Below are 26,478 nucleotides of genomic sequence, written 5' to 3'. Positions count from 1 at the left end.
GCGGGCCGCCCCCGGCCCGGGGCACCCACGGAGAGAACACGATGACCGACGCCACCCCCACCACCCGTTTGCTGCAACCGCATGACAAGGACCTGGGGGGCGGCTTCAACGTGCGGCGCCTGCTGCCCGCGGCCGTGCGCCGCTCGGTCGGGCCCTTCGTGTTCTTCGACCATTTCGGCCCGGCCACCGAGCAGCCGGGCAATTCGCACGACGTGCGCCCGCATCCGCACATCGGCCTGGCCACCGTCACCTACCTGTTCGAGGGCGCGATGATGCATCGCGACAGCATCGGCAGCGTGCAGGAGATCCTGCCGGGCGCCATCAACTGGATGACCTCGGGCCGCGGAATCGTGCACTCCGAACGCAAGCCCGAGCGCCTGCTGGCCGAGAGCTTCGTCAATCACGGCCTGCAGTTGTGGGCCGCGTTGCCGCAGGCCCATGAAGAGGTCGAGCCCGCCTTCGAGCACACCGCGGCCGATGCGATTCCCGCGCTGTTCGAGCAGGGCGTGGGCGTGCGCGTGCTGGTGGGCGAGGCCTTCGGCAAACGCTCGCCGGTCACGACCTTCTCGCAGACCGTCTACCTCGACATCGCGCTGCCGGCCGGCGCGAGCTTCGCGCTGCCCGCGCTGGCGCCCGAGCTCGCGGTCTATCCGATCGACGGCGACATCGGCCTCGACGGCGTGGCCGTGCCGATGCACACCATGGCCGTGCTGCCCGACGGGCAGGGCGCCAACCTCACGGCGCCGGTGACCGCGCCGGTGCGGCTGGTGGTGATCGGCGGCGAGCCGCTCGACGGCCCGCGCTACATCACCTGGAACTTCGTCTCGAGCCGGCGCGAGCGCATCCTGCAGGCCGGTGAGGACTGGGCCGCGCAACGCATGGGCCACGTGCCCGGCGAGACCGAGTTCATTCCGCTGCCGGGCAAGCCCTTCGGCGTGCGCGAGCCCGACACGGGCAGCACGCCCACCTGAATTCTCTACAGCGCGAGCTTGTAGCCCTCGTGGCTCGCCACGAAGCCCAGCTTCTCGTAGAAGCGATGGGCATCGGGCCGGCGCTTGTCGGTCGTGAGCTGCACCAGCGCGCAGCCGCGCTCGCGGCAGCGCGCGATCGCCCACTCGAACATGCGCTGGCCCAGGCCCGCATCGCGCCGCTGCGACGCGATGCGCACGGCCTCGATCTGGCCGCGCCATGCGCCCTGGCGCGCGATGCCCGGAATGAACGAGAGCTGCAGCGTGCCGACCACCATGTCGCCTTCGGTCGCGACCACGAGCTGCTGGTTGGCATCGGCCGCGATGGCTTCGAAGGCGGCGAGGTAGCGCGCATCGATGGCATCGGCCGCGGGGCTCGCGGCCTCGCGTTCGCGGCCCAGCGGATCGTCGGCGAGCAGGGCGACGATGGCGGCCAGGTCGGCGCGCGTCGCGGTTCTGAAAACTATAGGGTTCACTTGTGAAACTCTGTTGCATCGTTCGCGCGCAACGCGGCGCGAAATGCCATCGTCCGATAGTAAAGTGCGCCCGCCGCGAGGGAGGGAACACCGGCCCCGCGACCCACAACCACAACGACGTTGAAGAAAGCGAGCGAGGCGAGATGGCGATTCAGAAGACTCCGGAAACGGCCCCGGGCGAATACGGCGACCTGTTCGAATTCCTGATGAAGGAACTCAAGCTGTTCCAGCGCAAGCTGCTGGTGATGCTCAAGCATGTGAAGACCGGCGAGTCGCAGGTCTACAAGCAGGCCTGGTACGACTTCCACCTGAAGGACCGCCTCACCGCGCTGCTCAAGGCCGAGGACTATGCGGCCGTCGCGCAACTGCCGATCAACAAGGCCGGCCAGACCGGCATCTACATCGAGACGCGCTACGTGAAGTCGGGCGAGGTGGTGGGCGTCCAGCTGGTGGAAGCGCGGCCGCACGAGGGCGGCCGCTATGTGGGGCTCACGCCGGCCGCGGTCTACACCGAGGCCGACGGGCGCCGCGTGCTGGCCTTCGCCGAAGGCCTCTAACTACTTGCCCAGCGTCACCGCTTCGGCCGGTGGCGCACCGTCGGGCGCATCGGGCAGCAGCTGCGACTTGCGCCGCGAGCCGCGCCAGGCCGAGTAGCCCACGCCGATCAGCAGCAGCACGCACAGCCCGATGAAGGTGCCGCTGATCGGGCGCGTGACGAACACCGACATGTCGCCGCGCGAGAGCAGCAGCGCGCGGCGGAAGTTCTCCTCCACCATCGGCCCGAGCACGAAGCCCAGCAGGATCGGCGCGACCGAGAACTCGAGCGACATCAGCAGCGCGCCGATGATGCCGAACACCAGCACCTCCCAGATCTGGAACAGGCTGTTCTGCGTGCTGAACACGCCCACCGCGATGAAGAACATCGCCGCCGGGAACAGGTACTTGTAGGGCACCTTCAAGAGCTTCACCCAGACGCCGATCAGCGGCACGTTGAGCACCACCAGGATCACGTTGCCGATCCAGAAGCTGGCGATCAGGCCCCAGAAGATGTCCGGGTGCTCGGTGATCAGCTGCGGGCCGGGCTGGATGCCCTGGATCAGCAGCGCGCCGAGGATCAGCGCCATCACCGCGTCGCCCGGGATGCCCAGGCTCATGGTCGGGATGAAGTCGACCTGCGTCTTCGAGTGCGCCGAGGCCTCGGGCCCGGCCACGCCTTCGATCATGCCGGTGCCGAAGGCCGCGGGCGTCTTCGACACCTTGCGTTCGAGCGCATAGGCGATGAAGGTGGTGATGGTCGGGCCGGTGCCCGGCATCGCGCCGAAGATCGTGCCGACGATGGTGCCGCGGATCATCGCGGGGAAGGCGCGCTTGAGCTCTTCCTTGCTCGGGCGCATGTCGCTGAGCTTGAGCGTGCCGGTGTCGCCGATGCTCTTCATGCGGTTCACGTTGAGCAGGAAGTCGGCCACGCCGAACAGGCCCATCGAGATCGCGACCAGCTCGAGGCCGTCGCTGAGCTCGGGCAGGTCGAAGGCGAAGCGGAAGCTGCCGCTGTTGACGTCGGTGCCGACCACGCCGCACAGCAGGCCGAACACCGTCATCGCCACGCCCTTGAGCGCCGAGCCGCGCGACATGGTCGAGCCCGCGAGCAGGCCCAGCATCATGATCGAGAAGATCTCGGTCGGGCCGAACTTGAACGCGATCTGCACCAGCAGCGGCGAGGCGAAGATCATCACCACGATGCCCACCGAGGCGGCGAAGAACGAGGAGATCATCGTCACGCCGAGCGCCACGCCACCCTTGCCCTGCTTGGTCATCGGATAGCCGTCGAGGCAGGTCACCGCATGCGGCGGATGCGAGGGCATGTTCATCAGGATGGCGCCGATCGCGCCGCCGTACTGCGAACCGTAGAAGATGCCGGCCAGCATCAGGATGGCGGGCACCGGATGCATCACGTAGGTGAGCGGCAGCAGGATCGAGATGGCCTGCAGCGCGCCCATGCCGGGCAGCACGCCGATGAGGTTGCCCACCAGCACGCCGAAGAAGGACCAGAGCAGGTTGGAGCCCTGGAACGCGACGCCGAAGCCGAACCAGAGGTCGTGGAGCGATTGTCCGATCATGGTCTCAGCCTCCCCACTGGAACAGTGGCAGCTGCAGGCTCAGCGCCCACCAGAACACCACCACCGCGATGACCATCATCGCGAGCGCGAGCAGCAGCGCCTCGCGCAGCGTGTTGTCGCGGTCGCCGAGCGCCGAGATGAACACGATCGCGAAGGTCGCGGGTAGCAGCCCGCCGTACTCGCCGAGCAGCAGGAACGAGAGGATGCCCAGCACGATGCAGACGCAGCCGCGCAGGTCGGGCAGGCCCGAGGGATGGCCGTGCGAGACGGCGGCCTCGGGTGCCGGTTGCTGGCCGCGCGCCGAGATCACCATCAGGAGGCCGATGAAGGCCAGCAGCAGCCCGAGCGCGACCGGGAAGAAGCCCGGTCCCATGTGCGCGAGTTCGCCGACGCGGTAGCCGTAGCCGGCATAGGCGGCGGCCAGTCCGACGATCACCATCAGGGCTCCGCCGTAGTAGTCTTTCTTGAATGTCGATGGGGCGCGCGATGCCTGCGAGGCCGCGCCACCACCCGTGCTGTGCTGCATATGTCTCCTTCGGGCTGAAGCAATGCAGTCTAGGAAGCGGGGCTTTCAATCCCCTTTCGCAACACGCTTGCAAGGGCCTTCGAGGCCCAAAATACGTGTTATCACGTACGGGCGAGCGGCAATCGGAGGATCGCGCGCAGGCCGCCGCCGTTGGCGCTCTCGGGCATGTCGGCGCTGGCCAGCACGATCTCGCCGCCGTTGCGCCGCGCATAGCCGCGCGCGATGGTGAGGCCGAGGCCGGCGCCCTGCATCGCGGGCGCGCCCGGGGCCTGCGAGGCCGGGTCGCGCTGGAAGCGCTCGAACACGCTGGCGCGCCGCTCGGGCGCGATGCCGGGGCCGCTGTCGCAGACCTCGGCCAGCGCCTGCGAGGCATCGCGGCGCACCGTCACCGTGATGTTGCCGCCGCGCGGCGTGTACTTGATCGCGTTGTGCACCAGGTTCGCGAGCAGCTCGTGCAGCTCGGCGGCATGGGCGCGCACCGGTATCACGGGCGAGGCCGCGTCCTCTTCCTCGTCGGGCGCGGCGAGGCCCTCGGTGGCGGTGTCGCCGCGCGCGTCGACCCAGCCCAGGTCCTGGTCGTGCTCGCGCGCAAGCGGCAGGTACTGCAGCACCACGGCGCGCGCGATCGCGTTGAGGTCGACGATCCCGGGCGCGGCGGCCTCGGTCCCGCCTTCGTGCGTCGCATGCGCGAGCGCCAGCAGCTGTTCGCTCAGGCGCCGCGTGCGCGCGAGCTGCGCGACGATCGCATGCAGCGATTCGCGCATGCGCTCGGGGTCGGTCTCGCGCACCGCGTAGCCGGCCTGGATCGACAGGATGCCCAGCGGCGTGCGCAGCTGGTGCGAGGCATCGGCGAGGAACTCCGAATGCTCGGCCACCATGCGGCGATGGCGCCCGATGTGGTGGTTGACCGCGTCGACCAGCGGCACCACCTCCTGCGGCACGCCGGTGGGATCGAGCGGCTGGATGTCGTCGCGCGCGCGTTCGCGCAGCGACCGGCGCAGCCGCTCGAGCGGGCGCAAGGTCCAGGCCACCCCCAGCCACACCAGCAGCGCCATCACCACCACCATGCGCGCGGCGCGCAGCAGCTCCTGGCGCAGCGATTCGTCCTGCGCGCGCCGGCGCGGGCCGGTGCCTTCGGCGGCCTGGATCAGCACGGTGTAGGCGCTGCCCGCGTGGGTGTTGTAGACCGTCTGGCGCAGCGCGGCCACGCGCACCGGGTGCTGCTGGTAGGTGGCGTCGTAGAACACCGGCGCGCCCTCGGGGCCGCCGCCGCGCGGAGGCGGAGGGGGCAGGTCGGGCACGCCCATCAGCGTCTCCTCGGTGCCGGTCTCGCCCCGCACCACCGGCGCCGCGCCCACGTGCAGGTACTTGTAGCGCAGGTGGGTCGACTCGAACATCGCCTGCACCGAGAACGCCTCCTGCACGCGCACGCTGCCGTCGCTCGCCACCACGATGCCGTTGGCCAGCGCCTGCACGGGCTCGAGCAGGCTCTGGTCGTAGGCGTCCACCAGGCTCTCGGTCAGCGCCTGGTAGTCGCTCCAGCTGTCGAGCGCGAGCAGCGCGACCATGCCCGGCAGCAGCAGCGCCAGCAGGCGCGCGCGGATGCCGAAGCGCCAGCTGTCAGTGGGGGACGGAGACGGTGCCGGCGCGTGCGGGTCCATCGGCGATGCCTTCGAGCATGTAGCCCAGCCCGCGCACGGTGACGATGCGCACGTCGCTGTCGGCGAGCTTGCGCCGCAGCCGGTGCAGCACCACCTCGATCGCGTCGGGCCCGGCGGTGCTGTCGTTGGTGAACACCTTGCCGAACAGCTGCGACTTGCCGACCGGCGAGCCGCTGCGCATGAGCAGCGCGCTCAGGGCCGCATGCTCGCGCGGCGTGAGCGCCAGCAGCGTGCCGCGCAGCGTGAAGGCGTGGCTCTCGCCGTCGTAGGCCAGCGAGGCGCACTGCAGCCGCGGATGCTGGCGGCCGCGGCTGCGCCGCACCAGCGCGGTGAGCCGCGCCTCGAGCTCGACCAGCTCGAAGGGCTTGGTGAGGAAATCGTCGGCGCCCAGGTGCAGGCCGCGCACCCGGTCCTGCAGCGCGCCCTGCGCGGTGAGGATCAGCACCGGCGTGCGGTCGTCGGCGTTGCGCATGTCGGCCAGCACCGCGAGGCCGTGCTTGTCGGGCAGCCGCAGGTCGAGCACCACCGCGTCGTACTCGGTGCCGGCCATCAGGGCCTCGGCGGTGCGCGCGTCGGGCGCATGGTCGGTGACGAAGCCGCCCTGCGTGAGCGCGCGCACCAGCCAGGAGGCCATGTCCAGTTCGTCTTCCACCAGCAGGATGCGCATCGCGGGGCGGTCGGCCTATCGTTTCTTGTGGAGATCGGGGTCTTCGGCGGCGCGCGCGCTGGCCTTGGCCGCGCGGGCGCTGAGGTCGGGCGCGAGCGCCTCGCGGCCGTCGAACACGAAGCAGTCGCCCCGGTAGTGGGCGCCGCCCACCAGCTCGAAGTACTTGAGGATGCCGCCCTCGAGCTGCAGCACGTTGTCGACGCCTTCCTCGCGCATCAGGATCGCGGCCTTCTCGCAGCGGATGCCGCCGGTACAGAAGCTCACCACGGTCTTGCCCGCGAATTCGGCGCGGTGCGCGCGCAGCGCGGGCGGGAACTCGGTGAACTTCTCGATGCGCCAGTCGATCGCGCCCTCGAAGCTGCCGTGGTCGACCTCGAAGGCATTGCGCGTGTCGAGCAGCGCGATCTCGCGGCCCGCGTCGTCGTGGCCCTGGTCGAGCCAGCGCTTGAGCGTGGGCGCGTCCACGCCCGGCGCGCGGCCGGCCGCGGGCTGGATCGCGGGATGGTCCATGCGGATGATCTCGCGCTTGAGCTTAACCAGCATGCGCCGGAACGGCTGGGCGGCGGACCAGCTGTCCTTGGTCTCGAGGTCGGCGAAGCGTGCATCGGCGCGCACGCCGGCCAGGAAGTCCGCCATCGCGCCGGGCTCGCCGGCCAGAAACATGTTGATACCCTCGGGCGCGATCAGGATCGTGCCCATCAGCCCGAGCGCGCGGCTGTGGTCCAGCAGGCGTTCTCGCAGCACGGGGCCGTCGTCGATGGCCACGAACTTGTAGGCCGCGATGTTCAATATCTCTTGGGTCTCTTGCACGGCGGGAATTCTAGGCGCCGCAGGTTGACCCGTTCCTGACTCGGGCACTCCCGAACGGTCGGCCGCCCGGGTGTCAATAGGGGCCGCGCCAACTCACATCGTGGAGGCCCGTCTTCCTACAATGGCCGGATGTTCGTTCACCTGCGCCTGCACACCGAGTTCTCCGTCGTCGACGGCACCAACCGCATCGACGAAGTCGTCAAGGCCGCCGCTGCCGACAAGCAGCCCGCGATGGCCATCACCGATCTCAACAACCTGTTCGGCGGGATCAAGTTCTACAAGGAAGCGCGCGGCAAGGGCGTCAAGCCCGTGATCGGCGCCGAGATCTTCCTCGAGGGCATGGGCAAGGATGCGGCGACGCTCACGCGCATCGTGCTGCTGGTGCAGAACAAGCAGGGCTACCTCAACCTCTCGGAGCTGCTGGCACGCGCTTGGACGCAGAACGTCGGCCGCGGCCAGGCCCAGGCGGCCTGCAAGCTCGAATGGGTGGAGGAACTGCAGGGCGGGCTGATCGCGCTGTCGGGCGCGCAGGCCGGCCCGCTCGGCGCGCCGCTGGCCGCGGGGCAGGGCGAACGCGCGGCCGAGCTCGCGCTGCGCCTCGCGGGCATCTTCCCGCACCGCTTCTACATCGAGCTGCAACGCGCCGGCCGGCCCGAGGACGAGCCGCACGTGCTGGCCGCGGTGCAACTGGCCGCGCGGCTGGGGCTGCCGGTGGTGGCCACGCACCCGGTGCAGTTCGCCACGCGCGAGGACTACGAGGCGCACGAGGCGCGCGTGTGCATCTCCGAGGGCGAGATCCTCGGCAACCCGCGGCGCGTGCGCCGCTTCACGCCCGAGCAGTATTTCAAGTCCAGCGCCGAGATGCAGGCGCTGTTCGCCGACATCCCGAGCGCGCTGGCCAACACGGTCGAGATCGCCAAGCGCTGCAGCCTGACGCTGGTGCTCGGCAAGCCGCAGCTGCCCGACTTCCCCACGCCCTTCGTGAGCGAAGGCGTGCGCATGCCGATCGACGAGTTCTTCCGCCAGGAATCGTTCGAGGGGCTCGAGAAGCGCCTCGAGCACCTGTTCCCCGACGCGGCCAAGCGCGATGCGCAGCGGCCGCGCTATGTCGAGCGGCTCGAGTTCGAGATCAACACCATCCTGAAGATGGGGTTCCCGGGCTACTTCCTGATCGTGGGCGACTTCATCAACTGGGCCAAGCAGAACGGCTGCCCGGTCGGTCCGGGCCGGGGCTCGGGCGCGGGCTCGCTGGTGGCCTATGCGCTGAAGATCACCGACCTCGATCCGCTCGAATACAACCTGCTGTTCGAACGCTTCCTGAATCCCGAGCGTGTCTCGATGCCCGACTTCGACATCGACTTCTGCCAGGGCAACCGCGACCGCGTGATCGACTACGTGAAGGACAAGTACGGCCGCAACGCCGTGAGCCAGATCGCGACCTTCGGCACCATGGCCGCGCGCGCGGCCATCCGCGACGTGGGCCGGGTGCTCGACATGAGCTACATGTTCTGCGACGGCATCAGCAAGCTGATCCCGAACAAGCCGGGCATGTCGGTCACGCTGCAGTACCCGCCGCCGCAGAAGATCGAGGGCGACAAGAACAACTACGCGCTCGAGATGGAGCCGCAGCTCGCCGAACGCCTCGAGAAGGAGGAAGAGGTCAAGACCGTGGTCGAGCTGGCGCAGAAGCTCGAAGGCATGACCCGCAACATCGGCATGCACGCCGGCGGCGTGCTGATCGCGCCCGGCAAGCTCACCGACTTCTGCCCGCTCTACCAGCAGCCCGGCAGCGACTCGGCCGTGAGCCAGTACGACAAGGACGACGTGGAGGCCATCGGCCTCGTGAAGTTCGACTTTCTGGGCCTGGCCACGCTGACGATCCTCGAGATCGCGCGCGAGTTCATCATGAAGCGGCACAAGGGCCGCGAGAACTTCGCCTACGAGAACATCCCGCTCAACGACGCGCCGACCTACCGGCTGTTCTCCGAGGGCAAGACCGAGGCCGTGTTCCAGTTCGAATCGCGCGGCATGCAGGGCATGCTGAAGGACGCGCGGCCGACCCGGCTCGAGGACCTGATCGCGCTCAACGCGCTGTACCGTCCGGGCCCGATGGACCTGATCCCGAGCTTCGTGGCGCGCAAGCACGGCCGCGAGGACGTGGAGTATCCGCACCCGGCCGTGGCCCAGATGCTCTCGGAGACCTACGGGATCATGGTCTACCAGGAGCAGGTGATGCAGACCGCGCAGATCCTGGGCGGCTACTCGCTCGGCGGCGCCGACCTGCTGCGCCGCGCGATGGGCAAGAAGAAGCTCGAGGAGATGGCCGAGCACCGCGAGAAATTCCGCGCTGGCGCCCTGAGCACGCACGGCATCGCGCAGGACAAGGCCGACGAGATCTTCGACCTGATGGAGAAGTTCGCGGGCTACGGCTTCAACAAGTCGCACGCTGCCGCCTACTCGCTGCTGGCCTATCACACGGGCTGGCTCAAGGTCCACTACACGGCCGAATTCTTCTGCGCCAACATGACGGTGGAAATGGACGACACCGACAAGCTCAAGGTGCTGTTCGAGGACGCGCAGAAGAACTTCGGCCTCACCTTCGAGCCGCCGGACGTGAACCGCGGCAACTACCGCTTCGAGCCGGTCACCGACAAGGTCATCCGCTATGGGCTGGGCGCCGTCAAGGGCACGGGCCAGCTCGCGGTCGAGGCCGTGGTGCGCGCGCGCGAGGAGGGCGGTCCGTTCAAGAGCCTGTACGACTTCTGCGTGCGCATCGACCGCCAGCGCATCAACAAGCGCACGGTCGAGGCGCTGATCAAGGCCGGCGCCTTCGATGCCATCCAGCAGAACCGCGCCTCGCTGATCGCCTCGGTCGACCGCGCCTTCGAATTCGCCAACGCGACCGCGGCCAATGCCGCGCAGGTCGACATCTTCGGCGACAGCGAGCATGGCTCGGCCACGGCCGAGCCCGAGCTGGTCGACGCCACGCCCTGGGGCGTGAAGGAACGCCTGACCTTCGAGAAGACCGCGGTCGGCTTCTACCTCTCGGGCCATCTGTTCGACGAGGTCTCGCACGAGGTGCGGCGCTTCTGCAAGCGCGAGATCACCGACCTGCTCGACAGCCGCGACCAGCAGGTGATCGCGGGCATCGTGAGCGACTTCCGCGTCATCAACGGCCAGCGCGGCCGGCTCGCGATCTTCAAGCTCGACGACAAGTCCGACTCGATCGACGCCACCGCCGACGAGGCGCTGATGAACGCCAACCGCAACACGCTCAAGGACGACGAACTGGTGATCGTCTCGGGCCGCCTGCAGCCCGCGCGCGGCGGCTTCGAGGCACGCTTCCAGGTGCAGCAGGTCTGGGATCTGGCCAGCGCGCGCTGCCGCTTCGGCAAGTTCCTGCGCGTGGCGGTCAACGGCAAGGCGCCCGACATCGCGCGCCTGCTCAAGGACTTCCCGGCGCGCACCGAGCAGAGCGAGCATGGCGAGCTGGTGCAGGGTCTGCCGGTGCGCCTGTCGATGGCGCGTGGCGGCGCCCAGGTCGAACTGCAGCTCGGCGAGCGCGCGAAGTTCTTCCCGACCGATGCGGCGCTCGCGAGCTGGACCGCGCAGGCCGAGGCGGGCAAGGCCGCGGTCATCTACGAATAACCTCCAGCCCCACGGGGTCGGGGGAACTCCTCGCGGGCCGGGCCTTCTCATGGGGGCAGGCCCCGCGCCTGCGCGTTTTCAACCGGCAGTTCGAGGAGGAACATTCGCCATGCCATACAAGACCGCCACCGGCACCCGCAACGCATCCATCAAGCAGGCCTTCCTGGCCGCAGCCGCCCTGGCGCTGGCACTGCCCCTGAGCAGCCTGGCCCAGTACGCGGGCCCCAGCTCGGTGCCCGCCATGACCGTCAAGCAATTGCTCGACACCGGCAAGGACGACCAGCACGCCACCCTGCGCGGCTTCATCGTCTCGCACGACGGCGGCGAGCACTACACCTTCGCCGACGACACCGGCCGCATGAAGGTCGAGATCGACGCCAAGTACTTTCCCACCGGCGTGAGGATCGACGACAAGGTGCGCGTCGAGATCACCGGCGAGTTCGACAAGGACCTCGTGGGCAACAAGGCCGAGCTCGACGTCAAGCAGCTGGTCGTGGTGCGCTGAGCGCGCCCTTCCCGGCCAGCAGCGCGTGCTCGATCTCGTCGAGCACCGCCTCCGGTGCGTGCAGCCAGTCCTTCGCGAGCACCTGCCGCACCTCCCAGCCGAAGGCATCGAGGATCCGCGGGCGCGAGACATAGCGCTCGAGCACGTTGCGGTTCTCGTAGTGGGCCGCCGTGTCCACGAGGATGCCGAGCGCGTAGTGGCTGTCTCCCGCACCTGAATCCGTGCCGGCGGCACGGATCGCCAGGTCGCAGCGAAAGCGCGACTGGCCCACTTGTTCGTCCACCGCATGGCCGCGCGCGCGCAGCGCGGCCGCGAGCTGCGCGCTCACCGCGTCGGCCCGCACATGGCCCGCTCGCACCGCGCCGCGCGTCAGCGGGTTCATGCCCTCGAGCACGCGCGTGGCTGTGGCATCGTCGCCGCGTGACAGGCACTCGGCGTAGCGCAGGAAATTCTTCAGCGCCGCGGCACCTTCGTTGTGGTCGTTGGTGATCGCCTCGTGGCGGATCGTCGAGACCACCGCCATGTGATGGCGCGCGCGGCTGAAGATCACGTTGAGCCGCTTCTCGCCGCCGCGCTGGTTGATCGGCCCGAAGTTCATCAGCATGCGGCCCTCGGCATTCGGGCCGTAGCAGATGCTCAGCAGGATGATGTCGCGCTCGTCGCCCTGCACGTTCTCGAGGTTCTTGATGAACAGGCCGCAGAACTGGTCGTCCTCCTCGCGCACGTACTCGGCCTCGAGCCGCGCCGCGAACTCGCCATCGGCCGCGGCGAGGCTGTCGAGCTCGGCCTCGATCTCGCCCTGCTGCGCTTCCGAGAAGGCCACGATGCCGAGGCTGCGCCCGGTGCCGCGGCGCAGCAGCTCGCGCACCAGCTGCGCGATGTGGCGCGCCTCGCCGGTGTTGCGGCGGCTGTCGTAGACCGCGTCGGTCACGCGGTGGAAGCTGATGGCGCGCGAGAGCAGCGCATCGGCCTGCGCGGCCACCGACTCGGCCGAGGCGGCGCTCGACTGCACCAGGATCTCGGCGCGCTCCTCGCTCGGCAGGCTGCGGTCGGGAATGGTGTAGAGGTTGCCCGCGTAGAAGGCCGCGTTCGAGAAGCCGATCAGCGACTCGTAGCGGCTGCGGTAGTGCCAGGCCAGCAGGGTGGCCGGCAGGTTGCGCGCGCCCTGGTTCAGCAGGCTGTCGGCATCGAGCACCACCGCGATGCGGTCGCCCTCGTTGTCCTCGTCCTCGACCGACACGGTCTGGTCCTCGGCATCGCGGCCCGACGAGAAGAAGCTCGTAGGCGGCAGCTGCATCTCGTCGCCCACCACGATGATCTGCGGCGCGCGATAGAGCGCGGGCACGGCTTCCTCGACCGGGATCTGGCTCGCCTCGTCGAAGATCACCACGTCGAACAGGTCGGCCGCGAGCGGCAGCGTGTCGGACACCGACAGCGGACTCATGAGCCAGATCGGCTTCATGTCGCGCACCACCTGGCCGGTCTCGCCGCTCGCGAGTTCGCGGATCGCCTTGTAGCGCATGGTCTTGCCGAACTCGTGCTCGAGCTCGCGGCGCCCGGCGTTGTAGCTCTTCTTGAACGCCTTGCCGTCGGCATCGAGCTGGCTCGCGGGCAGGGCGCTCTTCTGCACGCGGTCGCGGAAGCGCTGGCGCACGGCGGCGGCCAAGGTGCGCGCATTGCGGCCGAGCCACTGGCGCTCGGCATCGCCCAGGCGCTGCGCATGGCGCGCGAGCGCGGCTGCATCGAAGCGCGGCAGCCAGCGCTCGGTGCGGTAGACGCGCTCGAGGCCCTCGCGCGCGACCGCGAATTCGATCGCCTCGGGCGCGAGCGGCAGGCCGCGCAGCGCGGCGGCCACGGCCGGGTCGGCATCGGCGAGCTCCTGCAGCGGCGCGAGCACCGCGGGCAGCGCATCGGCCTGGTCGCGCAGCGTGCGCGCGAGGTCTTCGAGCGTAGCCAGCGGCAGGGCTGCGGGATCGTGGACCAGCTCGCGCCACAGCGCATCGAGCGCGTCGCAGCGTGAGCCCGCGGCGACCAGGCGTTCGACGTCGCGCGCGGCGCCGGGCGCGCTGCGCAGATGGGCCTGGAAAGCGACGCGCAGGCTGCCGGCATCGTCGAGGCCGCGCAGCGCCTGCATCTGCTGCGCGTAGGCCTCGGGGTCGGTGCAGCCGTAGTCGGCTTCGAGCCGCGCGGCCTGCTTTTGCAGAGCGGCGCGGGCGGTGTGCTCGGCCAGCAGCTCCTCGAGCAACTGCGCGGGCTTGGGCCTCACGGCATGCGCGGCGAAGTCGTAGCGGCGCTTGAGTTCGCCCGACAGCCGCCACCACGAGGGTTGGAGGAAGCGCAGCAGCGAGTGCTGCTGCGCGCGGGCCTGCGCGAGGCCGGCCTCGGTGTCGGCGGGCGAGAGCTTGTCGCGCCAATGGGCCGTGCGCTGCAGCTTCTCGTCGAGCGCCTGCTGCAGGCCGCGGCGTTCGGCCAGCGCCGCATTCAGCGCCTGGCTCGCGGGATGGGCCGCATCGAGCAGCGCGAGCTGCCCGCGCGCGGCCAGCGTCGCGACGCGGCGCGCATCGGCCACCAGATCGAGCGCGTCGTGCCATGTCACGCCGGCCTCGGCCAGCGGTGGCCAGGCCTCGACCAGCGCATCGCGGCAGGCCCCGCTTTGCGCCGCGGCGCGTTCCGAGCCTTCGACCAGCGCGGCCAGCGGCTTGGGCTGGCGCAGCAGCGCGGGCGCGAGCAGCGCGAACGGATGCTGCGCGAGCGTGGGCGCGCCCAGGCTCTCGGTGACGGCAAGGTGCAGCCGCGCAGCCAGCTCGGCATGGCGGCGCCAGGCCGCGTAGTCGGGCAGGGCCTCGGCCTGCAGCGGCGTGAGCTTCGGATCGACGGTCTTGAGCGCGACCAGTCGCGCCACCAGCTCGCGCAGCGTGACGGCCAGGTGCGCGGGCACCTCGCGCATCGCGGCGTCGAAGCGCTCGAGCGCGCGCAGGTCGAGGTCCATCGCGTCGAGCAGCCGCTGGCGTTCGGCGCCCTCGGCCTCGAGCGTGGAGGGCGCCTCGAGCCAGTGCTCGTAGGTCTGGCGCAGGTTCTGCACGAAGGCCTTCTTGTCGCCCTGCGAGTCGTGGATCATGCAGCACAGTTCGTCCAGCCCCTGCTGGCGCAGGCGGTGGAACACCACGTCGATCGCGGCGCGCTTCTCGCAGACGAACAGCACGCGGCGGCCGCGCCCCACGTAGTCGGCGATCAGGTTGGTGATGGTCTGCGACTTGCCGGTGCCCGGCGGCCCCTGGATGATGTAGCTGGCCCCGGTGCGCGCCAGCGCCACGGCGGCGGTCTGGGTCGCGTCGGCCTGCACCACCGGCCATTGCTCGGCCAGCGGCAGCACCGCGGGCGCCTCGGTGTCGACCTGGCGCGGCTGCAGCGAGAACACGCGGTCGAAGGCCTCGCTCGCCATGTCCGATTCGACCAGCCCGCTGTAGTCGCGCACCAGCGACATCTTGCGGTGGTTGAAGTTGCCGAGCGTCACGGCCGTGAGGTCCACGTCCCACTGGTAGGGGTTGCCGGCGTTCTCGCGCAATGCGAAGGTCTGGCGCTCGGCCTCGGCGGGCGCGGTCTGCGGTGCCATCTGCGGCGCCATCTGCGGCGCGCGCGGTGTCGGCCGCGCGCCCACCGCGCCGGCCAGCGGCAGCGGCACGCGCTGCACGCGGGCATGAAAGAGCTGCAGCCCGCGCGGGCGGAAATCGTCCTGCGCATAGCTGTAGTCGGTGGCCGCGAGCGGCACGGCCGAGGGCGCGCGTTCGCGCACGCGCCGCTTGAACTGCTCGAGCCGCTGGCGCGCGCGCTGGTGGATCAGCGCGATCTCGGGTTGCCGCAGCAGCCGCAACTGCACGCCGGGCTCGGTGCGCGCGATCTGCGCGGCGAGCTCGGCATGGAACTGTTCGATCGAGGTCTCGCGCAGGTCGATGCTCTCGGGCAGCACGATGCCGTAGAGCTGGCGCAGGTGATGGCGCAGGGTCGGGTTGACCTGGGCCTCGGGGCCTGCGGCCTCGAGCAGGTACTGGTCGCGCACGCCCTTCTTGCGCGAGAGCTCCACCGGCAGCATCAGCAGCGGCGAGACGATGCGCTCGTCGGCGTCCTCCTTGAGGTTGTGCCAGCGCAGGAAGGCGATCACCAGCGAGAGCTGCGACAGGCCGTATTCGGCGCGGTCGCGCCGCGCCTCCTGCAGGATGCGGTCGAGCGCACCGGGCAGGTAGGGCTGGTCCTCGAAGCGCAGCCAGCGCGCGAGCGGCACCGGGTCGCCGCTCGCGACCTCGGCGGCGAAGCGGCCGTCCCACACGCAGAGCTGGTCGACGCGGATGCTCTGCAGGTCGACCACCAGCGGCACGCTGGCCACCGTGAGGTTGACGTGCGCCTGCGTGGGCTTGAAGTACAGCAGCCGGTTGCGCCGCGAGAGGTCGAACAGCCGGTCGCGCAGGTGCAGCTGGATCGCCTGGCGCCGCTGGCCCGCGCCGTCCTTCGGGTTCGCGAGGCGCTCCAGGCCCAGGTCCAGCGGCTGGTCGCGGTAGGTCTCGAGGCGGCGGATCACCGAGGGCAGGTCGCGCGCGCGCTCGTGGCGGTCGAGCGCCGTCATCTCGACGATCACCGCGGCCAGCACCGGGTGCAGCCGGCGGTTGATCTCGAACAGGTTGCCGCGATGCTCGGCGAAGCGCGCGAGCTCCTCGCCCTGCGTGAAGTCGAGTCCGCAGGCCAGGCTGGCGAGCACCTGGCCCAGGCACAGCATGTCGCTGAGCGCGTCGTGGTGCGCGAAGCGCTGCTCCCAGGCGCCGTAGCCGGGCAGGTAGGCCGGGCGCCGCGGCACCGTATCGGGCGTGGCCTCGGGCAGCACCTCGAGGTTCTCGCGCGCGACGCCGATGCCGGCCTCGACGGTGACGCGTTCCTCGCTCACCACGCGCAGCACCGAGGCCACCGGGCGTTCGAGCGGCGCGATCGCCTGCGGGTTGCGTTTCGGCTCGGCGCCCGCGGGCTGGGCCAGTTCCAGCGCGGGCACCTCGTTCACGCGGTAGGCCATCGCATGGCCCAGCGCGGCGACCCGGCCCTGCTCGTGCAGCGCCGAGACCTCGCGCAGCAGCGGCAGTGCGAGCGCGAGCACGTCGTCGGTCTGCAGGCCGCCGTGGGCATCGGCGGTGTCGAGCAACTGCAACAGCGGTGCGGTGCTCGTCATGCAGTGGCGCTCCGTGCGTGCTGGGCCCGGGCCTTGTCGAGCACCGTGGCGGCGTCGCGCTTGACGCGCGCGAGCGTGCGCCTGGCCAGCTTGAGGTCCTGCGCGAGCCGCTGTTCGAAGGGCGCGGCGCAGCCCAGCGGTTCGGCCAGCGCGAGCGCCGCGGCCAGCGCGGCATCGTCGAGCTCGGGATCGGCCGCGACGAAATCGACCAGCACGCTGGCCATGTAGTCGTGCAGCCCGGCGGGCAGCGGATCGGGCGGTGGCGGCTCGACGGCCTGCGGCAACGCGGGCACGAAGCCCGGGAAGAAGCGCCGCGCATGCGCGAGCAGCGCATCGGACTGCATGAAGGGTTCGCGCAGCAGCCGCGCGACCACGGCACGCGTCAGGCCGCCCACGCGCTCCTGGCCCAGCACGTCGAGCGTGCCGAGGTCGAGCGGGCCTTCGAGCGCGCCGGCCAGCCAGGCATCGGCCTGCGGATCGCGTTCGCTCCACAGCCGCAGCGCGCGGGCGCGCACGAAGACCTCGGGATGGCTGGTGCCGCGCGTGGCCGCATCGGGCCCGGCGCTGATCTCGTCGGCCTGGCGCAGGTAGCTCGCGGCATGGACCTGCGCGAGGCCGGTCTGCACCTTGACCAGCGCGCTCACCGCGGGCTCGAGCGCGCCGCAGCCCACGCAGGCGCCGCGGTCGGCGAAAGCCTCGGTGTAGAGGCTGTGGCGCCGCGCGGTCTGCAGATGGCTCGCGTCGGCGCGCGGATCGGCCGCGGTCGCCTGCAGCAGCCGGTCGACCACCAGGTGACGGCCTTCGTCGCGCGTCCACAGCAGGTGGTGGGCCAGTTCGTGGCCGAGCACGGCCTGCAGCTCGGGCCCCTGCAGCCGCTCGAGCAGCGGGCCCGAGAGCACGATGTGGGCCTCGCCCGGCAGCATGTGGATGGCGGCGTTCATCGCGCCGTCCTGGCCCTGGTAGAGCGTGATCGGCACCGTGACGCCGAGCCGCCGCGCGACCAGCGCGGCATGCGCATGCAGCTCCGGATGCGCGTCGGCGTCGAGCCGGTACGACTGGCGCAGCAGCTCGGCGCGCACGGCCACCGCATGCTCCTCGCGCGCCTCGGCCGAGGCGGCCCAGCGCCAGGCCTCGGGCTCGTTCGCCTGCAGGTGGGTGGCCAGCGCCTGCTGGTAGGGCAGTGGAACGAGGTCGCCGAGCGCGACGGGAGAGGAGTCGACCATGTCGGGATCGCCGGTAACAAGAGTTGCCGACGATCCTAAACGAGCACCGTGGCGGCGCCGTCCTTCCTCAGTGCGCCATCGGCGCGACCGCGAGGTCGGGCAGCACGTTCATGATGCGCAGGGTCTCCTGCACCACCTGGCTGAACACCGGCGCGGCCACCAGCCCGCCGAAGTACTTGCCGGCGCCGGGCTCGTCGACCATCACCGCGACGATGATGCGCGGCTTGTCGATCGGCGACATGCCGGTGTACCAGGCGCGGTACTTGTCGGAGGCATAGCCCTTGCCGACCTGCTTGTGGGCGGTGCCGGTCTTGCCGCCGACCGAATAGCCCATGGTCTGAGCCAGCGGCGCGGTGCCGCCGGGCGCGGCCGCCAGGTGCATCATCTGGCGCACCTCGCTGGCCACCAGCGGCGAGAACACCTGCACGCCCGTGGGCGGCGTGCCGTCGTTCTTCAAGAGGCTGACCGGGATCACCTCGCCGTCGTGCGCGAAGGCGGTGTAGGCATGGGCGATCTGGAACAGCGAGGCCGACAGGCCGTAGCCATAGGACATGGTGGCCTGCTCGATCGGCCGCCACGACTTCCACGGCCGCAGCCGCCCGGTCACCGCGCCCGGGAACACGGTCTGCGGCTTCTGGCCCAGGCCGACCGCGGTCAGCGAGTTCCACATCTCCTGCGCCGACATGCGCTGCGAGATTTTGGTGGCGCCGACGTTGCTCGACTTCTGGATCACGCCCTCGACCGTGAGCACGCCGAAGTTCTCGTCGTCGTGGATGGTGGCGCCCGAGACGGTGATGCGGCCCGGGTTGGTGTCGATGATGGTCTTGGGCGTGACGCGGCCGAGCTGCAGCGCGGTCGCGATGGTGATCGGCTTCATGGTCGAGCCGGGCTCGAAGACGTCGGTCATGGCGCGGTTGCGCAGCTGCTCGCCGCTGAGGTTGCGCCGGTCATTGGGGTTGTAGCTCGGGTAGTTGGCCATCGCCAGCAGCTCGCCGGTGCGCGCGTCGACCACCACCACGCTGCCGGCGCGGGCCTTGTTCGCGACCACGGCGTCGCGGATCTTCTCGTAGGCCACCGATTGCACGCGGTCGTCGATGCTCAGCTGGATGTCGCGCCCGTCGGTCGGCGGCACCTGGTCCTCGGTGTCCTCGACGATGTGGCCGAGCCGGTCCTTCAGCACATGGCGCGAGCCGGCCTTGCCGGCGAGGTCCTTGTCGAAGGCCAGTTCCACGCCTTCCTGGCCGATGTCCTCGACGTTGGTGAAGCCGGCCAGGTGGGCCGCGGCCTCGCCCTCGGGGTACTGGCGGCGGTAGTCGCGGCGCAGGTAGAGGCCCTTGATGCCGAGCGCCGCCACCTGCTTGGCGATCGACTCGTCGACCTGGCGTCGGATCCAGACGAAGCTCTTGTCCTCGTCCTCGAGCTTCTTGTCGAAGTCCTTCTGCGGCATGCCGAGCAGCCGCGCCGCTTCGTGCAGCCGCGCCTGCACCGCGGGATCGCCGCGCTCGATGTCCTCGGGAATGGCCCAGATGCTGGGCGCGGGAATGTCGGAGGCCAGGATCAGCCCGTTGCGGTCGAGGATGCGGCCGCGGTTGGCCGGCAGCTCGAGCGTGCGCAGGTAGCGCACCTCGCCCTGGTGCTGGAAGAAGTCGTTGTCGAAGACCTGCACGTAGGCCGCGCGTACCGCGAGCAGCAGGAAGCCGAAGGCCACGGCCGCGACGATGAGCTTGCTGCGCCAGACCGGTGTCCTGCTCGCGAGCAGGGGGCTGCTGCCATACCGGATGTGTCCGTTGGGCTTCATCGTTCTTGTGAGGGAGCGCTCTTCCCCGCCGTGTTGTTGTGGGCGGTAGAGGGGGCCGGAGGCCGCGAGTTCCGGGCCGGCGCGCGCGCTCATTCGGCGCTAAGACTGCGGCGGCGCGGGGCCGAAGCACCGCGCCGCTCGCATCCTCACTGCATCACTGCGATTTCGGGCGCACGCTGATGATCGGGAACGGCGAGGGCACGCGGCCGTCGACGTCGCGCGGCATCACCTCGGTCTTCTGCACCGCGCGCAGGGCGGCGTCGTCCCAGGCGGCATTGCCGCTGGACTTCACGAGGCGCGGCGTGCCGACGATGGTGCCGTCGGGCGAGGTCTGGATCTGGATCTCGGCCGCGGGGTTGTCGCTGATCGAGTTCGGATCGAAGACCACGTTGCGCTTGATCAGCGCGGCCACGCGGCCGAAGTAGCCGGCCGACGGACCGCCGCTGCCCGCGCCCTTGCCCGAGCGCGGACCGGTGGTCTGTTCGGCCGTGGAGCCGGCCTGGCCCATCAGGCGGCGCAGGTTGTCCTGGCGGTCCTTGTCGAGCTGCGCCTTCTGCTGTTCGAGCTTCTTGGCGTCGTCGCGCTTCTTCTGTTCCGCGAGCTTCTGCTGCTCGGCCTGCTTCTGCTGCTGCAGTTCCTTCTGGCGGTCTTCCTCGCGCTTCTTGGCCTCGAGCTGGTCCTTCTCCTTCTTGGCCTGCGCTTCCTGGCGCTTCTTTTCCTGCTGGCGCTGCTGTTCCTGCTCGCGCTCGCGCTGTTCCTTCTCCTCGCGCAGCTTCTTCTCGCGCTCGAGCGCGATGTCGGGCGCCTTGGGCGCCGGCGTGGGATCGGGTCGCACGGCCTGCGGAGGAGGCGGCGGGGGCGGGGGAGGCGGCGGCGCGGGCGTGGGCGCGGGGGCCGGCGGCGGATTGGCGATGCGCGGCGCGGCCACCTGCTGCGTGGGCGACCACAGCTCGGCTTCCACCGCGTCGTCGTCGCCTTCGCTCTTCCAGCGCACGCCCCAGGTCAGGGCGGCGATCAGCAGCGCGTGCGCGATCAGCGCGAGCACCACGGCGCGCGGCGTGCCGCGCTGCGGCGGCGGCGCGAACTCGGGGCGATCGAGGGCGAGTGACATGCGTTCTCGGGTCCGGCTGGCGCTACTTGGCGTTGGTGGTCTGGACCGACAGGCCCACGCGCTCGATGCCGGCGCGCTTGAGCTGGTTCATGGCCTTCACCACGGTCTCGTACTTGACCGACTTGTCGGCGCTGATGACCACCGGGCGCTGGTCGTCGCCGTTCTGCGCGGCCTTGGCGATGCTGCCGATCTGCGTCATCGGCACCGAGGCGCCGCCGGTGCCCTGGGACGGGTCCTTCTTGACCTGGACCTCGTCGTCGCTCTTGATGACGATCTCGATCGGTTTGTCGGGCTGCTTGTTGGCGCGGTCGACCGTGGGCAGGTTGATCACGCTCGGCGTGATGAGCGGCGCGGTGACCATGAAGATGATCAGCAGCACCAGCATCACGTCGATGAACGGGACCATGTTGATCTCGTTGATCGTGCGGCGACCGCGGCCGCGGGACGAAACGGCGGGCATGCGTGCGCGCTCCGGTTCAGCGGTTGGTGGCCGAGGGGCCCGCCGGGGCCGCCGCGGACGGGTTGGAGGACAGGTTGCGCTGGAGGATGTTCGAGAACTCCTCGATGTAGGTCTCCAGGGCGATCGCGATCTTGTCGATCTCGCGCGCGAAGCGGTTGTAGCCCACCACGGCCGGGATGGCGGCGAACAGGCCGATGGCGGTGGCCACCAGCGCTTCGGCGATGCCGGGTGCCACGGTGGCGAGCGTGACCTGGGTCAGCGCGGCCAGGCCGGTGAAGGCATGCATGATCCCCCAGACCGTGCCGAACAGGCCGACGTAGGGCGAGACCGAACCCACGGTGGCGAGGAAGGACAGGTTCTGCTCGGCCGCGTCGAGCTCGCGCTGGAAGCTCGCGCGCATCGCGCGGCGGGCGCCGTCGAGCAGCGTGGGGGCGTCGCTCACATGGCGTTCGCGCAGCTTCTGGTACTCGCGCATGCCGGAGGCGAAGATGCGTTCCATGGGGCCGGCGAACTTGGCGTTCTGCGCGGCCGAGGCGAACAGCTCGTTGAGGCTGGTGCCCGACCAGAACTCGCGTTCGAAGTCGTCGTTGAGCGCGCGCATGCGCTTGAGCGCGAAGTACTTGCGGATGATCGCGGCCCAGCTCGCGATCGAGACGATCACCAGGAGGAGCACGACCGCTTGCACCATGAAGCTGGCATGGAGCAGGAGATTGATGATGGAGAGATCTTGATTCATGGCTTGAAGGGTTGAGTCATGGAGCCGCGATAGCGTTCGAGGGTTCCCGAAACCTGCGCCGGAATCCGTGCCGGGCGCAGGCTGGCGGCGTCGACCCAGCCGATGCGGATCGTGCCTTCGCACAGGAGGGTGGGGGTGGCGCCCGCCTGCTCCGGCTTCAGCAGCACGGTCTGCGCGATTATCAGTGAGGCGGAGCCCATCTGGCGTAGGTCGGCGGTGACGATGAGCTGATCGTCGAGGCGGGCGGGGCGGTGGTACTTGATCTGGGTCTCGCTGACGACGAACTGGCCGCCTGTTTCGTTGCGCAGCTTGTGCTGCTCGACGCCCAGGGAGCGGAGCCATTCGGTGCGGCCGCGTTCCATGAACTTGAGGTAGTTGGCGTAGAAGACGATGCCGCCGGCGTCGGTGTCTTCCCAATAGACGCGTAGGGGGAACTCGTAAGTCATGTCTTGGGTGCTCATGCGGTCTGCTCTCTGCGGAGTGCGGAGCCGGGATGTGCGCCCGGCGGCGCAGTCACTTTCTTTTGTCTCGCCAAAAGAAAGTAACCAAAGAAAAGGCGACCCCACTGTCTGCGACCCTTCGCTTCGCTACGGGCAACCTGCGGTGCTCGCGTTTCGCGGGGTCTCGCAGAACTCGCTTCGCTCAAACAGCTGCGAGCCCTTATCCGCGAAACGCTGCGCTCCTCGGCGCAGCCAGAGGGGAGTGATTCGGGCCATCGCTGCGCTCGGCCACAAAGACCCAACGGGCCTTCGCGTTGCTCGGCCCCGGTGGAAGAAGACCCGGGGCCTTCGCGCTCGCACCCCCCACACAAGGACGCGCCACGGCGCGTTGACCCTAATCCCCTCTGGCTGTGCCGAGGAGCGCAGGGGAAAGCGGGATAAGGGCCGCAGCTGTCTGAGCGGAGCGCAGCGCAGCGAGTTCTGCGGACCCCCGCTTTCCCCGAGCACCGCAGGTTGCCCGTAGCGAAGCGAAGGGACACAGACAGCGGGGTCGCCTTTTCTTTGGTTACTTTCTTTTGGCGAAGCAAAAGAAAGTGACTCGCCCGCCGGGGCGAAATCCCGGCCAACAGCCTTAACAAAAAAGCAGCGTCAAACCAGAAAGCCGAACCCCTCATCCAGCCAAACCACGCAACCGACCAATAGCTTCCTCAAGATGCGCCATCGAACTGGCCGTAGAGAACCGAACAAAGCGAGCAGTATCCGCAGTCCCGAAGTCACGACCAGGAGTCACAGCCACATGCGCCCGCTTCATAGCCTCGAACGCAAAATCCCAGCTCCCCGAAATCCCGAGTCGAGCAGCCAGCCCCGAACAATCGGCCCAGGCGTAGAAAGCGCCATCGGGAACCACCGGAACCGGTAGCCCCAACGCCTCGAGCTGCGGAATGAACCAGTCGCGCCGCGCCTTGAATTCGCCGCGACGCCGCTCGTACTCCGCAATGCTCGCAGGCTCGAAGCAAGCCAGCGCCGCGTACTGCGCCACCGTGCTCGCGCAGATGAACAGGTTTTGCGCCAGCCGCTCCACCACAGGCACCAGAACATCGGGCACCACCAGCCACCCCAGCCGCCAGCCCGTCATGTTGAAGTACTTGCTGAAGCTGTTGATGCTGATCACGTTGTCGTCGATCGCGAGCGCCGTCTGCCCGTAGGCATCGTCGTAGGACAGCCCCAGGTAGATCTCGTCGATCAGCGTGATGCCGCCGCGCGAACTCACCACCTCGTGGATGCGCCGCAGTTCGTCGCGCGCGATCGAGGTGCCGGTCGGGTTCGAGGGCGAGGCCAGCAGCACGCCGCGGGTCTTGTCGGTCCAGGCGGCCTCGACCTTGTCGGCGCTGAGCTGGAAGCGCTCCTCGGCGGTGGTCGGGATCAGCACCGCCTTGCCCTCGGCCGCGCTCACGAAGTGGCGGTTGCAGGGATAGCTGGGGTCGGGCAGCAGGATCTCGTCGCCGGCCTCGATCAGCGTGAGGCAGGCCAGCTGCAGCGCGGCCGAGGCGCCGGCCGTGACCACGATGCGGCGCGCCGGCACGTCCACGCCGAAGCGGTCGCGATACCACTGGCTGATGCGCTCGCGCAAATGGTCGAGGCCGGTGGCCTGGGTGTATTGCGTGGCACCGGCGCGCACCGCACGCGCCGCGGCTTCCTGCACCAGCGGCGGCGCGGTGAAGTCGGGCTCGCCGATGTTCAGGAAGATCATCGGCCGGTCGGTGTGGGCCACCTCGCGCGCCAGCTTGCCGGCGGCCTTGGCCACTTCCATCACGTAGAAGGGCTCGATGCGCTCGGCCCGGGTCGAAATCCTCATGCGGGGTGCTTCGCGAAAGAAGAAGGAGGAAGAGGAGATGGCGAGGGGATCAGGGCCGCGCCTTGCCGGTCGCGCGGTCGGCCTCGACCTCGAGCGGACGCAGCTGGGGCGCGAGGCCGTTGAGCACCGCGTTCACGTACTTGTGGCCGTCGGTGCCGCCGAACTCCTTGGCGAGCTCGATGCATTCGTTGAGCACCACGCGCCACGGCACGTCGAGGCAATGCTGGAACTCGTAGACGCCGATCCACATCACGGCATGCTCGATCGGCGAGATCTCGGCCAGCTTGCGGTCGAGCAGCGGCACGATCAGCGCGTCGAGCTGCTCGGCGCCTTCGATCGAGCCGTGCAGCAGCGCGTCGTAGTGCGCGGCATCGGCCTTGTGGAAGCCGGCGAGGTCGCGCGTGAAGCTGTCGATGGCGGCCGGCTCGTTGCGGCCCACCAGGTGCTGGTAGAGCGCCTGCAGCGCGAACTCGCGCGCGCGGGTGCGGTTGGACTTGGCCGAGGCCTTGCGCGCGCCGGTGGCGGTGAGGCCGGTGCGCGTCGCGCGCGCCTTGTCCGGTCGTGCGGAACGCTGCGGCGCAGCGCCTCCCTGGTCTTCTTGGGTGGTGTCGTCGGTCATGAAAGGTCGGCCAGCAGTCGCGCCATTTCGACCGCCACGCGGGCCGCGTCGCGGCCCTTGTCGGTCTGGCGGGCGACGGCCTGCTCGAGGTTCTCGGTGGTGAGGATGGCGTTGGCGATGGGCAGCTTGTAGTCGAGCGCGACGCGGCTCACGCTCGCGCCCGATTCGTTGGCCACCAGCTCGAAGTGGTAGGTCTCGCCGCGGATGATGCAGCCCAGCGCGACCAGCGCGTGGTAGCCGCCGCGCTCGGCCAGCGCCTGCAGCGCGACCGGCACTTCGAGCGCGCCGGGCACGCGCACGTGGTGGATGTCGTTGGCGGCCACGCCCAGCGCCGCGAACTCGTCGAGGCAGGCGCGGGCGAGCGCATCGGTGATGTCGGCATTGAAGCGCGCCTGCACGATGCCGATGCGCAGTCCCTTGCCGCTGTTGCCGTCCAGCGGCTTGTCGGCCGCGCCCTGGTTTGCACCTTGCATGTCGTTCAGTCCTTTGCCAGATAGCCGGCGATCTCGAGGCCGTAGCCGGCCGCCATGCTGGGCATGCGCCGCGGCGTGCCGAGCAATCTCATCTTCTGCACGCCGCATTCGCGCAGGATCTGCGCGCCGATGCCGTAGCTGCGCAGGTCCATGCGGCCGCGCTCGGGCGCCTGCGCGGGGCGCGCGGTGCCGTCGAACTGGGCCAGCAGCTCGTGCGCCGTCTCGCCGCAGTTCAGCAGCACGGCCACGCCCCGGTCGAGCTGCGCGATGTGCGAGAGGCTGGCGTCCAGGCTCCACGAGTGCAGCGAGCGGTTGACCTCGAGCGCGTCGAGCACCGACAGCGGCTCGTGCACGCGCACGTCGACCGTGTCCTCGGGCGCCCACTTGCCGCGCACCAGCGCGAGGTGCACGCCGCCGCTGGGCTGGTCGACGAAGGCATGGGCGGTGAACGCGCCCCAGGCGGTCTGGATCTCGCGGCAGCCGACCTTCTTGATCAGCGATTCGGTGCGGCTGCGGTGCTCGATCAGCGCCGCGATGGTGCCGATCTTGAGGCCATGCTCGGCCGCGAACAGCTGCAGGTCGGGCAGGCGCGCCATCGTGCCGTCCTCGTTCATCACCTCGCAGATCACCGAGGCGGGCGAGCAACCGGCCATGGCGGCGAGGTCGCAGCCGGCCTCGGTATGGCCGGCGCGCATCAGCACGCCGCCGTCGACCGCCTGCAGCGGGAAGATGTGGCCCGGCTGCACCAGGTCGGCGGCCACGGCGTTGCGCGCCACGGCGGCCTGCACGGTACGCGCGCGGTCGGCGGCCGAGATGCCGGTGGTCACGCCCTCGGCGGCTTCGATCGAGACCGTGAAGGCGGTCGCGTGCTTGGTGCCGTTGCGCGCCACCATCGGCGGCAGCTGCAGGCGTTCGCACATCTCGCGCGACAGCGTGAGGCAGATCAGGCCGCGCGCATGGCGGGCCATGAAGTTGATGGCCTCGGGCGTGATGTGGTCGGCGGCGACCACGATGTCGCCCTCGTTCTCGCGGTCTTCCTCGTCGACGAGGATGACCATGCGGCCGGCGGCCAGTTCGGCCACGATCTCCTCCACCGGGGAGATCGGCGCGGGCGTCCGATTGGCGCGCGAGGCGCCGATCGGCGTGACGGATGCGTTCATGATGGGGCGGGGTCCT

Annotated in this window: 21 protein-coding genes; 4 read left to right on the top strand and 17 right to left on the bottom strand. The window is 69.8% G+C overall.

The window, feature by feature from the left end; translation table 11 throughout:
* The first annotated feature begins 41 nt into the window (after positions 1 to 41).
* Positions 42 to 971 carry a pirin family protein gene (locus INQ48_18510; protein QRF55396.1) on the top strand — a complete coding sequence of 310 codons (930 nt, stop codon included), beginning with the start codon at positions 42 to 44 and terminating at the stop codon, positions 969 to 971.
* Positions 972 to 976: 5 nt separating this feature from the next.
* Here the strand turns inward: INQ48_18510 and INQ48_18505 are convergent, their stop codons facing one another.
* Positions 977 to 1,444: a GNAT family N-acetyltransferase gene (locus INQ48_18505; GenBank protein ID QRF55395.1), complete on the bottom strand. Its 468-nt coding sequence runs from the start codon at positions 1,442 to 1,444 to the stop codon at positions 977 to 979.
* A 143-nt stretch (positions 1,445 to 1,587) separates the two neighbouring features.
* Here INQ48_18505 and INQ48_18500 point away from each other — a divergent pair, with 143 nt between their 5' ends.
* Positions 1,588 to 2,001, top strand: a complete 414-nt coding sequence (locus INQ48_18500) for a hypothetical protein (protein QRF55394.1) — start codon at positions 1,588 to 1,590, stop codon at positions 1,999 to 2,001.
* Here INQ48_18500 and INQ48_18495 read toward each other — a convergent pair whose 3' ends face one another.
* The 5 genes from INQ48_18495 to INQ48_18475 form a co-directional block, all read right to left on the bottom strand.
* A complete protein-coding gene (locus INQ48_18495) occupies positions 2,002 to 3,561 on the bottom strand; it encodes a tripartite tricarboxylate transporter permease (protein ID QRF55393.1) in 1,560 nt (519 codons plus the stop codon).
* A 4-nt stretch (positions 3,562 to 3,565) separates the two neighbouring features.
* Positions 3,566 to 4,000 (bottom strand): tripartite tricarboxylate transporter TctB family protein, encoded by a 435-nt coding sequence (locus INQ48_18490; GenBank protein ID QRF60790.1) that lies wholly within the window; start codon positions 3,998 to 4,000, stop codon positions 3,566 to 3,568.
* Between the two features lie 188 nt (positions 4,001 to 4,188).
* Positions 4,189 to 5,748, bottom strand: coding sequence for a sensor histidine kinase (locus tag INQ48_18485; protein QRF55392.1), 1,560 nt, complete (start codon positions 5,746 to 5,748; stop codon positions 4,189 to 4,191).
* Positions 5,708 to 6,415 (bottom strand): response regulator, encoded by a 708-nt coding sequence (locus INQ48_18480; GenBank protein ID QRF55391.1) that lies wholly within the window; start codon positions 6,413 to 6,415, stop codon positions 5,708 to 5,710. The genes INQ48_18485 and INQ48_18480 overlap by 41 nt, the downstream gene beginning before the upstream one ends.
* A gap of 15 nt (positions 6,416 to 6,430) precedes the next feature.
* Entirely contained in the window at positions 6,431 to 7,204 is a 774-nt protein-coding gene (locus tag INQ48_18475; protein ID QRF60789.1) for a sulfurtransferase, read from the bottom strand.
* Positions 7,205 to 7,354: 150 nt separating this feature from the next.
* On the opposite strand from INQ48_18475, the gene dnaE reads away from it, so the two are divergent.
* A complete protein-coding gene (dnaE, locus tag INQ48_18470) occupies positions 7,355 to 10,873 on the top strand; it encodes a DNA polymerase III subunit alpha (GenBank protein QRF55390.1) in 3,519 nt (1,172 codons plus the stop codon).
* 109 nt (positions 10,874 to 10,982) lie between these two features.
* Positions 10,983 to 11,378: a NirD/YgiW/YdeI family stress tolerance protein gene (locus tag INQ48_18465; GenBank protein QRF55389.1), complete on the top strand. Its 396-nt coding sequence runs from the start codon at positions 10,983 to 10,985 to the stop codon at positions 11,376 to 11,378.
* On the opposite strand, the gene INQ48_18460 is transcribed toward INQ48_18465, so the two are convergent.
* From INQ48_18460 to ribB, 11 genes are all read right to left on the bottom strand, one after another.
* Positions 11,353 to 16,587 carry a DUF4011 domain-containing protein gene (locus tag INQ48_18460; protein QRF55388.1) on the bottom strand — a complete coding sequence of 1,745 codons (5,235 nt, stop codon included), beginning with the start codon at positions 16,585 to 16,587 and terminating at the stop codon, positions 11,353 to 11,355. The two genes, INQ48_18465 and INQ48_18460, sit on opposite strands and share 26 nt — an antisense overlap.
* Entirely contained in the window at positions 16,584 to 17,810 is a 1,227-nt protein-coding gene (locus tag INQ48_18455; GenBank protein QRF55387.1) for a M48 family metalloprotease, read from the bottom strand. Before INQ48_18455 ends, INQ48_18460 begins: the two co-directional genes overlap by 4 nt.
* 67 nt (positions 17,811 to 17,877) lie before the next feature.
* Complete coding sequence (locus INQ48_18450) at positions 17,878 to 19,608, bottom strand: penicillin-binding protein 2 (protein ID QRF55386.1); 1,731 nt, start codon at positions 19,606 to 19,608, stop codon at positions 17,878 to 17,880.
* 154 nt (positions 19,609 to 19,762) lie between these two features.
* On the bottom strand, positions 19,763 to 20,719 hold the full coding sequence (locus INQ48_18445; GenBank protein ID QRF55385.1) for a cell envelope integrity protein TolA: 957 nt from the start codon (positions 20,717 to 20,719) through the stop codon (positions 19,763 to 19,765).
* 22 nt (positions 20,720 to 20,741) lie between these two features.
* Complete coding sequence (locus tag INQ48_18440; protein QRF55384.1) at positions 20,742 to 21,179, bottom strand: biopolymer transporter ExbD; 438 nt, start codon at positions 21,177 to 21,179, stop codon at positions 20,742 to 20,744.
* A gap of 16 nt (positions 21,180 to 21,195) precedes the next feature.
* Entirely contained in the window at positions 21,196 to 21,915 is a 720-nt protein-coding gene (gene tolQ / locus INQ48_18435; protein QRF55383.1) for a protein TolQ, read from the bottom strand.
* Entirely contained in the window at positions 21,912 to 22,361 is a 450-nt protein-coding gene (gene ybgC, locus INQ48_18430) for a tol-pal system-associated acyl-CoA thioesterase (protein ID QRF60788.1), read from the bottom strand. The genes tolQ and ybgC overlap by 4 nt, the downstream gene beginning before the upstream one ends.
* 664 nt (positions 22,362 to 23,025) lie before the next feature.
* Positions 23,026 to 24,210, bottom strand: a complete 1,185-nt coding sequence (locus tag INQ48_18425) for a pyridoxal phosphate-dependent aminotransferase (protein ID QRF55382.1) — start codon at positions 24,208 to 24,210, stop codon at positions 23,026 to 23,028.
* Between the two features lie 49 nt (positions 24,211 to 24,259).
* Positions 24,260 to 24,829 carry a transcription antitermination factor NusB gene (gene nusB / locus INQ48_18420; GenBank protein ID QRF55381.1) on the bottom strand — a complete coding sequence of 190 codons (570 nt, stop codon included), beginning with the start codon at positions 24,827 to 24,829 and terminating at the stop codon, positions 24,260 to 24,262.
* The gene (locus INQ48_18415) at positions 24,826 to 25,302 is read right to left on the bottom strand and encodes a 6,7-dimethyl-8-ribityllumazine synthase (GenBank protein QRF55380.1); all 477 of its coding nucleotides are present in this window, start codon (positions 25,300 to 25,302) and stop codon (positions 24,826 to 24,828) included. The genes nusB and INQ48_18415 overlap by 4 nt, the downstream gene beginning before the upstream one ends.
* Positions 25,303 to 25,307: 5 nt before the next feature.
* Positions 25,308 to 26,462: a 3,4-dihydroxy-2-butanone-4-phosphate synthase gene (gene ribB, locus INQ48_18410; GenBank protein ID QRF55379.1), complete on the bottom strand. Its 1,155-nt coding sequence runs from the start codon at positions 26,460 to 26,462 to the stop codon at positions 25,308 to 25,310.
* Positions 26,463 to 26,478 lie beyond the last annotated feature (16 nt).

Origin of the sequence: Variovorax paradoxus, assembly GCA_016806145.1 — a bacterium.
Lineage (GTDB): Bacteria > Pseudomonadota > Gammaproteobacteria > Burkholderiales > Burkholderiaceae_C > Variovorax.
The sequence above is the reverse complement of the archived record's forward strand: the minus strand, read 5'-3'. Positions and strand labels throughout refer to the sequence as shown.

Bases quoted from the DNA above. Each gene is read 5' to 3' on its own strand.
- INQ48_18510 (QRF55396.1), top strand. From the start codon at position 42: ATGACCGACGCCACCCCCACCACCCGTTTGCTGCAACCGCATGACAAG.
- INQ48_18500 (QRF55394.1), top strand. From the start codon at position 1,588: ATGGCGATTCAGAAGACTCCGGAAACGGCCCCGGGCGAATACGGCGAC.
- INQ48_18495 (QRF55393.1), bottom strand. From the start codon at position 3,561: ATGATCGGACAATCGCTCCACGACCTCTGGTTCGGCTTCGGCGTCGCG.
- INQ48_18490 (QRF60790.1), bottom strand. From the start codon at position 4,000: ATGGTGATCGTCGGACTGGCCGCCGCCTATGCCGGCTACGGCTACCGC.
- INQ48_18485 (QRF55392.1), bottom strand. From the start codon at position 5,748: ATGGACCCGCACGCGCCGGCACCGTCTCCGTCCCCCACTGACAGCTGG.
- INQ48_18480 (QRF55391.1), bottom strand. From the start codon at position 6,415: ATGCGCATCCTGCTGGTGGAAGACGAACTGGACATGGCCTCCTGGCTG.
- dnaE (QRF55390.1), top strand. From the start codon at position 7,355: ATGTTCGTTCACCTGCGCCTGCACACCGAGTTCTCCGTCGTCGACGGC.
- INQ48_18465 (QRF55389.1), top strand. From the start codon at position 10,983: ATGCCATACAAGACCGCCACCGGCACCCGCAACGCATCCATCAAGCAG.
- INQ48_18460 (QRF55388.1), bottom strand. From the start codon at position 16,587: ATGACGAGCACCGCACCGCTGTTGCAGTTGCTCGACACCGCCGATGCC.
- INQ48_18455 (QRF55387.1), bottom strand. From the start codon at position 17,810: ATGGTCGACTCCTCTCCCGTCGCGCTCGGCGACCTCGTTCCACTGCCC.
- INQ48_18450 (QRF55386.1), bottom strand. From the start codon at position 19,608: ATGAAGCCCAACGGACACATCCGGTATGGCAGCAGCCCCCTGCTCGCG.
- INQ48_18445 (QRF55385.1), bottom strand. From the start codon at position 20,719: ATGTCACTCGCCCTCGATCGCCCCGAGTTCGCGCCGCCGCCGCAGCGC.
- INQ48_18440 (QRF55384.1), bottom strand. From the start codon at position 21,179: ATGCCCGCCGTTTCGTCCCGCGGCCGCGGTCGCCGCACGATCAACGAG.
- tolQ (QRF55383.1), bottom strand. From the start codon at position 21,915: ATGAATCAAGATCTCTCCATCATCAATCTCCTGCTCCATGCCAGCTTC.
- ybgC (QRF60788.1), bottom strand. From the start codon at position 22,361: ATGACTTACGAGTTCCCCCTACGCGTCTATTGGGAAGACACCGACGCC.
- INQ48_18425 (QRF55382.1), bottom strand. From the start codon at position 24,210: ATGAGGATTTCGACCCGGGCCGAGCGCATCGAGCCCTTCTACGTGATG.
- nusB (QRF55381.1), bottom strand. From the start codon at position 24,829: ATGACCGACGACACCACCCAAGAAGACCAGGGAGGCGCTGCGCCGCAG.
- INQ48_18415 (QRF55380.1), bottom strand. From the start codon at position 25,302: ATGCAAGGTGCAAACCAGGGCGCGGCCGACAAGCCGCTGGACGGCAAC.
- ribB (QRF55379.1), bottom strand. From the start codon at position 26,462: ATGAACGCATCCGTCACGCCGATCGGCGCCTCGCGCGCCAATCGGACG.